General features: G+C 69.5%; 11 protein-coding genes and 1 pseudogene. All 12 read right to left on the reverse strand.

Annotated features, from left to right (window positions below; all coding sequences use genetic code 11):
• Positions 1 to 88: 88 nt before the first annotated feature.
• The 12 genes and pseudogenes from O0K41_RS16955 to O0K41_RS17010 all read right to left on the reverse strand — a co-directional run bounded on the left by O0K41_RS16955 (position 89) and on the right by O0K41_RS17010 (position 12046).
• Positions 89 to 3427 carry an ankyrin repeat domain-containing protein gene (locus O0K41_RS16955; RefSeq protein ID WP_164221852.1) on the reverse strand — a complete coding sequence of 1113 codons (3339 nt, stop codon included), beginning with the start codon at positions 3425 to 3427 and terminating at the stop codon, positions 89 to 91.
• The gene (locus O0K41_RS16960) at positions 3420 to 3680 is read right to left on the reverse strand and encodes a YcgL domain-containing protein (RefSeq protein WP_005411593.1); all 261 of its coding nucleotides are present in this window, start codon (positions 3678 to 3680) and stop codon (positions 3420 to 3422) included. The genes O0K41_RS16955 and O0K41_RS16960 overlap by 8 nt, the downstream gene beginning before the upstream one ends.
• Before the next feature lie 160 nt (positions 3681 to 3840).
• A complete protein-coding gene (locus tag O0K41_RS16965) occupies positions 3841 to 4281 on the reverse strand; it encodes a hypothetical protein (protein WP_005411594.1) in 441 nt (146 codons plus the stop codon).
• A 62-nt stretch (positions 4282 to 4343) separates the two neighbouring features.
• The gene (locus O0K41_RS16970; protein ID WP_005411595.1) at positions 4344 to 5582 is read right to left on the reverse strand and encodes a beta-ketoacyl-ACP synthase; all 1239 of its coding nucleotides are present in this window, start codon (positions 5580 to 5582) and stop codon (positions 4344 to 4346) included.
• Entirely contained in the window at positions 5582 to 6313 is a 732-nt protein-coding gene (locus O0K41_RS16975; protein ID WP_049448236.1) for a 3-ketoacyl-ACP reductase FabG2, read from the reverse strand. The genes O0K41_RS16970 and O0K41_RS16975 overlap by 1 nt, the downstream gene beginning before the upstream one ends.
• Positions 6310 to 6765, reverse strand: a complete 456-nt coding sequence (locus O0K41_RS16980) for a hotdog family protein (protein WP_005411597.1) — start codon at positions 6763 to 6765, stop codon at positions 6310 to 6312. Before O0K41_RS16980 ends, O0K41_RS16975 begins: the two co-directional genes overlap by 4 nt.
• Entirely contained in the window at positions 6762 to 7946 is a 1185-nt protein-coding gene (locus O0K41_RS16985; protein WP_005411598.1) for a beta-ketoacyl-[acyl-carrier-protein] synthase family protein, read from the reverse strand. Before O0K41_RS16985 ends, O0K41_RS16980 begins: the two co-directional genes overlap by 4 nt.
• Positions 7943 to 8500, reverse strand: coding sequence for a DUF3261 domain-containing protein (locus O0K41_RS16990; RefSeq protein WP_005414865.1), 558 nt, complete (start codon positions 8498 to 8500; stop codon positions 7943 to 7945). Before O0K41_RS16990 ends, O0K41_RS16985 begins: the two co-directional genes overlap by 4 nt.
• Positions 8488 to 9738 (reverse strand): NAD(P)/FAD-dependent oxidoreductase, encoded by a 1251-nt coding sequence (locus O0K41_RS16995; RefSeq protein ID WP_043034447.1) that lies wholly within the window; start codon positions 9736 to 9738, stop codon positions 8488 to 8490. Before O0K41_RS16995 ends, O0K41_RS16990 begins: the two co-directional genes overlap by 13 nt.
• Positions 9739 to 9790: 52 nt before the next feature.
• Positions 9791 to 11041: pseudogene (locus O0K41_RS17000) on the reverse strand (hypothetical protein); the annotation flags it as partial.
• A complete protein-coding gene (locus O0K41_RS17005; protein WP_308304539.1) occupies positions 10942 to 11502 on the reverse strand; it encodes a hypothetical protein in 561 nt (186 codons plus the stop codon). The pseudogene O0K41_RS17000 and the gene O0K41_RS17005, both read right to left, overlap by 100 nt.
• Positions 11495 to 12046, reverse strand: a complete 552-nt coding sequence (locus O0K41_RS17010; RefSeq protein ID WP_005414874.1) for a hypothetical protein — start codon at positions 12044 to 12046, stop codon at positions 11495 to 11497. The genes O0K41_RS17005 and O0K41_RS17010 overlap by 8 nt, the downstream gene beginning before the upstream one ends.
• Position 12047 lies beyond the last annotated feature (1 nt).

Raw genomic sequence — 12047 nt, forward strand, 5'->3', positions numbered from 1 at the left:
GGATTGCCGGCCGCTGGCCGGCAATCCCGTCATCCCGGAGATGTCATGAGGTAGCCGGCCAGCGGCCGGCACTACCCTTTTCCGGTGCTCAACCGTTGTCGCGCAGGAACCGCGCCATCGACGAGACACCCGGCACGCGCGGTTCGAACTCGCCGGCCACGTCGATGAAGCCACGCATCACCGCGATCTCGCGCGGGCTGCGGTTGAGGCTGTCGCGCGCCTCCGGATCGGCACCAGCGCGCAGCAGGCGCTGCACCAGCAGCGGCAGGCCGTGCAGGGCCGCGAGGTGCAGCGGTCCGAAGCCGCGCGGATCACGCACCTCAAGGCTCACGTCTTCGTCCAACAGGCGTTCCACCGCAGCCATCACCACCTGTTCGTCGCAGGCGGTGCCGGGCTCGGCGCGTGCACCCAGCAGCAGCAGCAGCGGCGTGACCGCACCGGCCGCGGCCTGGTCCGGTTCGGCACCGGCCAGCAGCAGGGTGTCGAGCAGGGCGAGCAGGCGCGAGCGGTCGCGGGCACTGAAGCCATACAGCGCGGCACAGTGCAGTGGGCCCAGCTGCTGGGCGTCACCGGCGTGCACGTCGGCACCGGCGGTGAGCAGGCGCGCAACGATGTCCGGCAGGCCCAGCGCGGACGCCAGCATCAGCACGGTCACGCCGCCCGGCAGGCGGTGTTCCAGCTTGGCGCCAGCGTCGAGCAGGGCCGAGACGATGTCCACCTGGCGCATGCTGACCGCCGCCGACAGCGGCGTGGCACCACTGGCCGCTGCGTGCTGCGGATCGGCGCCACGCGCCAGCAACAGGTCGGTCACCGCCAGATGGCCACCACCGGCGGCGCGCAGCAGCGCGGTGCAGCCCTGCGCATCAACCGCATCGACGGCGAAGCCCAGATCGATCAGGCGGCGTACCGCGTCGACGTCACCGGCCATTGCGGCGGCCGGCAGATCGGACTCGCGCAGGGTGCGGCGCGGCAACGGCCACACCCGCCAGTCCAGCCAGTCGGCCAGGTCGCGGCGACCAATCGACAGCGCCACGCCCAGCGGCGTCTGGCCATCGGCGGCGCGTGCTTCCGGCGAGGCACCGTGCTGCACCAGCAGCTTCAGCGCGCCTTCGCGGGCCAATGCGGTGGCCAGATGCAATGCGGTCATGCCATGGCTGTCGCGCGCTTCACGATCGACGCCCGCCTTCAGCAGCGCCTGCTGCAGGCGCAGCCAGCCCAGGCGCACCGCCAGCGACAACGGCGGATCACCGGCCGGCGAAGCCGCGAACGGATCGGCGCCACGCTCCAGCAATTCCAGCGCCAGCTGTTCCAGGCCACGGGCGGCCTGGTCGTGCTGCGCACAGGCCGCCAGGAAGCGCGCCAGGCCACCGCGTCCGGCCGGCGACAAGCCACGCTGCAACATCACCTGCAACGCCGGCACCGCATCAATGCCGCGCGACAGCAACGCGAACATCGGCGTATCGGAACAGGCGTCGCGCACGTAGGGATCGGCGCCGTGGCCCAGCAGCCAATCCACCGCGCGCGGCTCCAGCGCCAGCTCGGGGTCGAGCAGCAGGCCGCCCAGTTCTTCCGGCTGGCACAGCTTGGCCAGCGCGGCCATGCCTTCGGTGTTGCCGAAGCCCAGCGCTTCGCGCAGCAGGGTCAGCGGCGGGCGGTCCGGCAGCAGGCCGCTGGCACTGGCGGCTTCGCCACGCTCGGCCAGGCCGTCACTGACCGCGGCCGGCAACGGATAGGACGGATCCAGCAGGGCGACAATCGCCCAGCGCCCGGCTTCGGCAGCGTAGTCCACTGCACGACGACCGACCGGATCGGTCGCGTCGGCGGCAATGCCCAGCTCCACCAGGCGCTTGACCAGCAACGGCGAGACATCCTCTGCCATCACCGCCAGCTGCACTGCGTTGCGCCCTTCGCCGTCGACGGCAACCAGGTCCGGCTTGTGCGGCAGCAAGTGTTCGACCACCGCGGCACGCCCGGCACGGGCGGCTTCCAGCCAGGGCGTACGCCCCAGTGCATCGCGTGCTTCCAGGTTGGCACCGGCGGCCAGCAGCACGCCGATGATTTCAACGTGGCCGGCCAGCGCCGCCTCGTGCAGCGCGCTGCGGCGCTGGCGATCACGCGCGTCAGCACGCGCCTTGTGCTTGAGCAGCAGCTGCACGCCAGCCGGATCGTCGTCTTCGGTGGCGGCGGCGGCCAGCAGCACCGGGGTGCCCTCTGCCGGTTCGCTGCGCGCACCGCGTTCGAGCAGGAAGCGGGCCAGGCGCCAGTTGCCGACCTGGCAGGCCACGGCCAGCGGCGACCAGCCCTCGTTGTTCAACGCATCGACTTCGGCGGCGGCATCGCGCAGCAGCGCGGCCACGCCCGGGTCGGAACTGCGCGCGGCATGGTGCAGCGGGGTGTTGCCATCGCTGTCGGTGGCACGCGAATCGGCACCGTTGGCGAGCAGGGTCATCACGGCTTCGGGGCGGCCATGCCAGCTGTCGCGGGTGGCGGCCAGCAGCGGGGTCATGCCCCGGTGCGGCGCGTTCACGTCAACGCCGCGGGCAATCAGTTCGCGCAGCAGGCGCAGGTCCGGCAACACCGCCGCCAGCACCGCCAGGCTGCGCTGGTCGCGCCAGTTCGGGTCGGGCAGCGCATACGGATCGGCGCCGGCCTGCAGCAGCTGCAGGCCGCGGTCGATGCGGCCGTGGCGGGCGGCTTCATACAGGGCCGGGGTCAGCTCCTGCGGAGCCATCGCCTCCAGCGGCGCGGTCTCGGCCGCGGCAGCGAACATCGGTTCGTGTTCTGCGCCGGACGTCGCCATCGGGCTCGGTCGCAACGACACCAGCGGCGCCGGCGCGACCCGCTGCAGCAGCAGGTGCAGCACGGGAGACACCACCACCACGGCCAGCGCAGCGGGCCAGCGCGCGCTCTCCGGCAGCAGTCCCGGCCAGGCCGGCAGCACCACCAGCGCGGCCAGCGCGATCACCAGCGCCGCCACGCCGAGACCGCGCCAGGCGGTCAGGTCGCGACCGGCCAGCGCCTGCCAATGATGGGCCAGGCGGCCATCAAGCCGTTCGACATCGTTCCACAACGGCCAGGTGCGCCAGGCAGCGAGCAGGCCGGCACTGACCAGCACGCTCAGGCCCAGCACCGCCGCAAGGCTGCCGCTGTCACGCAGCGCCGCCAGCGGCCAGGCCAGCAGCAGCGCCAGCAGCAGCGGTGCGGCCGCCCACAGTGCCAGCAGCGCCGGCAGGTCCTGGCGTGCAACCACCTTCAGCGGCAGCAGCGCACGGCTGCGCCGCCACCACGACACGCCCAGCGCGAACGCCGGTTGCGCCAGGGCGGCGAGGACGGCACCGGCAACGCCGCCCACGGCAGCACCCAGTGCCAGCACGGCGCCCACGGCGAAGGCGATCGACAGGGCGCGCGGACGGGAGACGTCAGTCATAGTGGCGCGGCATCAGGCTGGCCACCGACGGCGGCACCTGCAGGTAGAACCCGCGCTCGCTCATGTCACTGCGAACCTTGTCCGGGTCGGCCTGGGCCAGGCGACGCTGGGCATCCAGGGCCACGTCCAGGACGAAGGTGAGCGCACCCAGCGAGGTGAGCAGCGGCGCAGGCAGCGCGCTGAAATCATCGCGTCGGGGAACGTAGACGTAGGTGTCAGGCTTGAGTTGGCTTTTATAGACGTAGGCGTGCATGTCCGCGGGACGATAACCCGGGAAGAGCCATGATTGTGTCGGAAAGCCGACACCGGGGAAAGCCGTCGGCCGACGATGGCGGCGTGATCGACGGCGTTTCCCCGACGGGGTTCAGCAATGTGGCGGCGGCGTTCAGGCAACGCCGCTGCCCTGCGGTCGCTTACTTGACCTTGGCGTAGGTGCCCTTCAGCGCCACGCCAGCGAGGATCGTACCGGCATAGCATTCGTAGTTGGTGCTGCTCTTGAACTCGTTCTTCTTGTAGTAGCTGACGATGTCGACCACCGCGTTGGCACCGCGCGACTTGGCGCCGTCCTGCAGTGCGCGCAGCGCAGACAGCGCGACCCAGCGGCAGGCCTCGGCATCGCTCTTGTTGGCGGCGTTGGTCTTCTTGTTGGTCACGTCCTCGCCCAGGCGCTGCTGCACGCTGACCGGCTGGCCGGCCAGGTAGAAGCGCACGCTGCCGTCGATGCCGGCGTCCCGGGCGGCCTGCGAGGTGACCAGCTCCTGCAGGGACTGCTCAACGCGGGTGTCGCGGGCGGAGGCGGTGGAGGTCAGGGCCAGCAGTGCAGTGGCCGTGGCGATCATCAGGGTGCGGCGCATCGGAACATCTCCTTGTCGGGGGTGCGGGTGGGTTGAGGAAAAAGGCGGGATGGGACGGTGGATCATTCGCTCCAGCGGCGGAACACCAGCGAGGTGTTGATGCCGCCGAAGGCGAAGTTGTTGCTCATCACGTACTCGGCCTGCAATTCGCGGCCCTGCCCGGTGATGAAGTCGAGCTGGCCGCAGCGCGGGTCAACCTCGGCCAGGTTCAGCGTGGGGGCGAACCAGCCGGCACGCATCATCTCGATGCTCAGCCAGGCCTCGAACGCACCGCAGGCACCGAGCATGTGGCCGACGTAGCTCTTCAGCGAGCTGATCGGTACGCGGCTGCCGAACACCTGCGCGGTGGCCTGGGTCTCGGCGATGTCGCCGTGATCGGTGGCGGTGCCGTGGGCGTTGACGTAGTCGATCTGCGCCGCCTCCAGGCCCGCATCCTCCAGCGCCAGGCGCATGGCCTGGGCCATGGTGTCGGCGCTGGGCTGGGTGACGTGCTGGCCGTCGCTGTTGGTGCCGTAGCCGACCACCTCGGCAAGGATGGTGGCACCGCGCGCCTGCGCGTGCTCCAGGTCTTCCAGGATCAGCGTGCAGGCACCCTCGCCCAGCACCAGGCCATCGCGGCCGGCATCGAACGGGCGCGGCGTGGTCTGCGGCGCGTCGTTGCGCACGCTGGTGGCGAACAGGGTGTCGAACACCGCCGCAGCGGTAGCGTCGAGCTGCTCGGCACCACCGGCGACCATCACCGTCTGCTTGCCGCTGCGGATCGCTTCATAGGCCGCGCCCACGCCCTGGCTGCCCGAGGTGCAGGCGCTGGAGGTGGTATAGACACGCCCGGACAGGCCAAAGAACACGCCGATGTTGACCGGCGCGGTGTGGCTCATCATCTTCAGGTAGGTGGTGGCGCTGATGCCTTCGGTGGTGAACTCGTTGAGCATGCGCCCGAACTCGCCGGTGGCTTCGTGGCTGCCCGACGAGGAACCATAGGCCACGCCGGTGCGACCGCTGCGCAGCACCGGGTGCTCGTGCAGGCCGGCTTCGCGAAGCGCCACCTCGGTGGCACGCACCGACATGATCGCGACCTTGCCCATCGAGCGGGTGGTCTTGCGGTTGTAGTTCGGCGGCAGCGCGAAGTCCTGCGCCGGCGCAGCCAGCTTGGTGTTCAGCCCGGCATAGACATCCCACTCGGGCATCGCGCGCACCGCGTTGCGGCAGCTGCGCAGATGCGCCTCGATGGTCGGCCAGTCATGGCCGAGCGGACTGATCGCGGACGCACCGGTCACCACGACGCGACGATCGGTGGCCATCAGAGCATGCCCCCGTTCACCGAGATCACCTGGCGGGTGATGTAGCCGGCCGGTTCGGACAGCAGGAACGCCACCGTGGCCGCCACTTCGTCGGGACGGCCGACGCGGCCGGCGGGAATCAGCTTGAGCGCGTGTTCGATCACTTCATCGTTGAGCATTTCGGTCTCGATCAGGCCCGGGGCCACGCAGTTGACGGTGATCTGGCGGCTGGCCAGTTCCAGCGCCAGGGCCTTGGTGGCACCGATGATGCCGGCCTTGGCGGCACTGTAATTGACCTGCCCGCGGTTGCCGGCCAGTCCGGACACCGACGACAGGGTGACGATGCGGCCCGGCTTGCGCCGCCGCACCATCGGCATGATCAGCGGATGCAGCACGTTGTAGAAGCCATCCAGGTTGGTGTGGATGACCTGGTCCCAGTCTTCCGAAGAGAGCGCCGGGAAGGCGCCGTCGCGGGCGATGCCGGCATTGCAGACCACGCCGTAGTACGCGCCGTGCGCTTCGACATCGGCCTCCAGCGCGGCGCGTGCGGCCTCGCGGTCGGCCACGTCGAACATCAGTACGCGGGCCTGCTGGCCCAACGCGTGGATCTCGGCCACCACGCCCTGTGCCTCATCCAGGCGGCTGCGGCAATGCACCACCACGTCGAAGCCATCGCGCGCGATGCGCAGCGCGATGGCCCGGCCGATGCCCCGGCTGGCGCCGGTCACCAGCACGCTTCGATTCCCTGTCATGCCTGTCCACTCTCCAGATAGGCCATCGCATCGGCCGGTTCGAACACCGACACGTTGGCTGTCGCCCATTCGTCCTCGCCCGCCAGGATGCGGCAGGCGAACATCCCCAATCCATTGTCACCCAACAGCTCGCAGCGCGCCTGTACGCGCAGCCGCGAGCCGCTGGGGAAGCTGCAGCGCGCGCTGTTGTAGCGGCGGCTGCCGAGCAGGAAGCCCAGCTGCGGCGGCTTGCCGGCTGCACGCGCACGGCAGCCGGCCCAGGCCGCGATGGCCTGTGCCATGTATTCGATTCCCACCCAGGCCGGTACTTCGTGGTTTTCCACGAACAGGCCGGCCTCGGGCACCACCAGTTCCGCCTCGATGGTGTCCTGGTCCCAGTGCGTGATGCGCTCCAGCAGGCACATGTCCTGGCGGTGCGGTACCACCTCTTCAATTGCATACAGCATGTTCATCGACGCTCCAACGCCAGCACGGCATTGCTGCCGCCGAAGGCGAACGAATTGCTCAGCACCCGCCGCGGTGCCTGCGCCAGGCGGGTAGCTGGTGCGACCAGCGGCAGTGCCGGCAGCGCGGGGTCTGCCACGCCGTCCCACCAGTGCGGTGGCAGCTGCTGCTGCGGGTTCTCGGCCAGCACGATCCAGCACAATGCAGCTTCGATCGCGCCTGACGCACCCAGCGTATGGCCGGTCAGGGGCTTGGTCGAACTGGCCCGAATGCCGTTGCCCAGCACCTGCGAAACCGCCAAGCTTTCCATCGCATCGTTGTGCCCGGTGGCGGTGCCATGCAGGTTCACGTAGTCCACTTCATCGGCCGCCCAGCCGGCGCGCTGCAGCGCCTGCTGCAGTGCATCGATGGCACCCAGGCCCTGCGGGTCCGGCGCGGACATGTGGTGGGCGTCGGCCGATTCGCCCCACCCGGCCAGGCACACCGGGCCCGGCTCGCGGGTGAGCAGGAACAGCGCGGCGCCCTCGCCGATGTTGATACCGGCGCGGTGCTGCGAGAACGGATTGCAGCGCAGGGCCGACACCGATTCCAGCGCACTGAAACCGGCCACGGTGAAGCGGCACAGCGAGTCCGCGCCGCCTGCGATCACGGCATCGACGATACCGGCTCGCAGCATGCGTGCAGCCGACATCAATGCCTTGGCACTGGACGAGCAGGCGGTGGACAGGGTCCACGCGGGCCCCTGAGCGCCGCTGCGCTGGCGCACGAACTGCGCGGCAGTACCCATTTCCTGCTGGGCGTAATCGAAGCCCTGCGGCCACTGGCCCTGTTCGGCGTGGGTGCGCAGGGCCTGCTCGGACTCACCAATGCCCGAGGTGCTGGTGCCCAGCACCACCGCCACGCGCTCGGCGCCATGGCGGGTGATCGCGGCGGCCACCGCCGGAGCGATCTGCGCCAGTGCCACGTCCAGCAGGGCGTTGTTGCGCCCGCGCAGGGCCACCGGCAGTTCCTCCAGCGCCGGCAGTGGCGTGCGTACTTCTCCCAGCGCCAGGGTGCGCCCCGGCAACAGGCTGTCGTTGTCACTGAGCCCGCCCGGCACGTCGGCGAACATCGCCGACGCGACAGCGGCGCGGCCATCGCCGAGCGCGCAGACCACGCCCAGGTCGTTCAGGTAGATCGGTGCACTCATCGGTCCTGTCCGGCCATGTCGATCGATTCGATGCGCAGCGCATAGCCTTCGGCACGGTTGTCCAGCTGCACGCTGCCATCGTCCAGGCGCTGCAGTTGCAGCCACACCGTGCCATCGCGCGACAGGCTGCGCTGCTGGCCGTCGTCGCTGACCTGCCAGTCGGCCGGCAGCGCGGCGGCGATGGCCGCGGTCGGCCACAGCGCGAACTGCAGGTCATCCAGCACACGCTCGGCACGTACCTGCGGCGGCAGCCACGGCGCGCGCTGCTGGGTCAGCTGCTGGCCGTCCCACTGCAGGCGCACGCCGGTCTGGCCCATCGCCTGCACCGCCAGCTGCACCTGCTGCGCGTCGGCCTCCAGCAGCGCGTCGAGGTCGCGCTCATGGCTGCCGAAGCGGAAATGCAGCTGCTGCTGCAGGGCCAGCGGCGCCGGCAGGCTGGCCGGCGACAGCCGCAGCGGCGGCAGCTCCACCTGGGGCTTGGGCATGCGCCCGGCACAGGCGGCCAGCAGCAGGCACAGCAGCAGGGCCGCAGTACGGAAGATCAGGCGCTGCACAATTCCTCCAGCACGCGCATGCGGCGACCACTTTCATCGGCCACATACGGATTCTTGGTGTCCCAGGCGTAACCGGCCAGGATGGAGCTGATCATGTCGCGCACTTCGGGCTGCTGCTGCGGGTGGTAGATGATCTTCTGGAAGCCGCCCTGGTACCAGCTTTCCACGAAGCGGCGGAAGGTCTTCACGCCGGCGCGCAGCGGGATCGAGAATTCAGCTTCCCAGTCGACGGTTTGGCCGGCATAACGGCGCTTGAGGCACTCGCTGGCCAGCTGCGCGGACTTGAAGGCAATGGTCACACCGGACGAGAACACCGGGTCGAGGAACTCGCCGGCGTTGCCCAGCAACGCGTAGCCGGGGCCCCACAGCGAGCTGACATTGGCCGAGTAACCCGTGATGCGGCGCACCGGCAGCACCGCCCATTCGGCATTGGCCAGCAGGCGGGTCAGGTTGGGGTCCTCACCGACGATGGCCTGCAGCTTCTGCAGGTCGTCGCCTTCGTAGCGCTCGAAGAACGACGGCTCGGCGACCACGCCCAGCGAGCAGCAACCGTTGGAGAATGGAATCGTCCAGTACCAGACGTCGATGTGTTCGGGATGGGTGGTGATCAGGATCTTGTTGCGGTCGAAGTCGGCTTCGGCCGGAATGTTGTCGCGCACGTGGCAGAAGATCGCGCCGCGCACCGGGAAATTGGATGGCGATTCCAGCTGCAGCAGGCGCGGCAGCAGGCGCGCGAAGCCCGATGCGTCGAGGATGAAATCGGCCTCGATGCGGTATTCGCTGCCATCCGGGCGGCGCACGTTCACCGCAGGCTGTTCACCGGGTTCGACCGACAGCACTTCATCACCGAAACGCAGCGTGGTTCCCATGCGCTCGGCGCCGCGTGCCAACACGTTGTCGAAGTCGGCGCGCTGCACCTGGTAGGTGGTACCCCAGCCCGGCGAGAACTTCTTCCGGAAGTCGAAGGCAGTACGCGCTTCACCGTGCACGAAAGCCGCGCCGTTCTTGTACTGGAAGCCGGCCTCGACCACATCCTGCAGCAGCCCGGCTGCTTCGATGTACTCCATGCTCTGCGGCAGCAGGCTTTCGCCGATGGAGAAGCGCGGGAACTGCTGGCGCTCCAGCATCAGCACCTGGCGGCCCTGCTGGCGCAGCATCGCCGCGGCCACGGAGCCGGCCGGGCCTGCGCCGATGATCAGGATTTCAGTGCGTTCGACAGCATCCACAGCAGTACTCATCGGGGCGTCCTTGTTGCTCGATCAGGGGAAAGAAGAAAAGCGGAAGGCGGACTCAGGCCGGCGGCAGGTCATGCGGTGGCGGCCGGAACAGTGGCGAGATCAGCCAGACCAGGCCGATGCCGAACAGCAGGGTCAGGCCGAACGCGCGCAGCGCCGGGGTCTGCGACAGGCCCAGCAGGCCGAACGACAGCCAGGTGCTGGCCGCACCCACGCAGACCGCCAGCCATGCGCTGGCATCGCCACGGTGTTCGATCAGGAAGATGCCGTAGTCGATGCCCATGCCCAGCAGCAGCATCAGCGCCAGCACGTTGAACAGCTGCAGCGGCTGGCCGAACAGGCCCAGCAGGCCCAGGGTCAGTGCGCCGGCAATCAGGGTGGGGGCAAATACGCGCCAGGCCTGGCGGCGGTAGCGCAGCCACAGCGCACCGAACACCAGTGCGATGCCGACCAGCAGCAGCCCGCCCATCAGCTTGCGGTAGTGGCCCAGCAGCTTGGAGAAATCGGAGGTGCGGTCTACCCAGCGCACGCCGGGCAGGCCTTCGGCGGCACCCTGCAGCGTGGCCAGGGCATCGGCGCGCGACAGGTCATCGACCATCACCACGCTGATCATCTGCCCACCGACTTCACCCACCCACAGGTGGCGGAACGGCTGCGAGGCCGGCGAGGCCAGGAAGGCTTCGGCGGTGAGCGGCGCGGCGGCGAACTGCGGTCGCTGCAGCGGCTCGCCCACCGCCTCGGACACGGCCGACAGCACGCTGGGTTCCACCTTCGCGGTCAGCGCGGCATCGGCCTGCTGGCGCGCCGGCGACGGCAGCCAATCGCTGATCGCGCGATAGCCGCCAATGCGCTTGTCGGTGGCCAATACACGCAGGCGCTCGGTCAGTGCTTCCTCGCGCTGCAGCAGCTGCGCGGCATCGACACCCTGCACCAGGTAGAACTGTGCCGGGCTGGGCATGCCCAGCAACTGGCTCAGGCGGATCTGCTGCGCCATCAACGCCGGCGGTGACGACTGCAGGCTGCGCAGGTCGTCGTTGCTCTGCAGGCGCACGATGCCGATGGCAGACAGTGCCAGCGCGACCACCACGAAGACCGTCACCGCGCGGCGGCCATGCAGCCGCGGGAAACGCTCCAGCGTATTGCCCAGCCACTGCGAGAAGCGGGTCTGGCGGATCTCGCCACCGTCGAGCCACGGGAACCAGAAGATCACCGTGAGGAAAGCTGCGGCCAGGCCCACCACCGAGAACAGTGCCATCTGGCGCAGGCCGGGGAACGGGGCCAGGCCCAATGCCAGGTAGGCCAGCGCGCCTCGCGCGCCAGCTGGTCCATGCGCTTGTTGATCGCACTGGGCTGGCCCGTGCTGCCGGAGGTGAACACGCACAGCTCGCAGGCACGCTCGTCCAGCACCTGCAGTTCGCCGTCCACGCCAACGGTGGGGGCAACCAGCGCTCGGTAGTCGGTGGAAACATCGCCGGCGAAACCGCTCACCTGTGGCCGCAGCGCCTGCAGCGTGGCCGGCAGGTTGTCGGCAGCCAGGAACACCCGCTTGCCGGCATGCCAGGCGCCGAACAGCGCAGCAGCGAAGGCCACCGCATCATCGAAGTACAGGGCCCAGTCACGGCCATCGGCAGCAGCAAAGGCCGCACGCCAGGCCAGCACCCGCTGGCGGAAGCGGGCATGGTCGATCACCTCGCCATCGCACACGCCGATGCTGCGCTGCGGCTGCGGGTCCACCAGCAGCCGGTCCAGGGCAATCCACTCAGCCATGCGCGTGCGCTGCCTTGACCCGACGCCGCACCAGCCACTCACCTGCAAACAACACGCCCATCATCACGTACGCCAACAATCCGTTGTAGAGCATCCAGACCCGGTCCGACGCGTAAAGCGCGGTCAGCAGGGCCAGGCTGCCGTTGAGAACGAAGAAGCCACACCACACCTGGGTGACGCGGCGGGTATAGGCCACCGCGAACGCCGGCAGGTCCGGCTCCTGCAACCGCGCCAGGCGTTCCACCAGCGGCGGGCCGAAGCGCAGGCTGGTGCCGAACACCGCCAGCATCACCATGTTGACCAGCGCCGGATACAGCTTCAGCGGCAGGGCCTGGTTCAGCACGGTGGCCAACACGGCCAGCAGGCCGGTTCCCGCGGCGGCGGCCCACCACAGCGGCTGGCGCGTACTCAGCGCACGCAGCAGGGCCAGGGTGAACAGCAGCAGCGACAGCCAGCGTGGCTCGAAACGGCCCATCGCCAGGTACACCAGCACCGGGTAGGCCAGCGAGATCGCAGCCACCACGACCGTGCGTGCGCGTGCCATG

This window comes from Stenotrophomonas sp. Sm2128 (genome assembly GCF_030985535.1).
GTDB classification, from domain to species: domain Bacteria; phylum Pseudomonadota; class Gammaproteobacteria; order Xanthomonadales; family Xanthomonadaceae; genus Stenotrophomonas; species Stenotrophomonas maltophilia.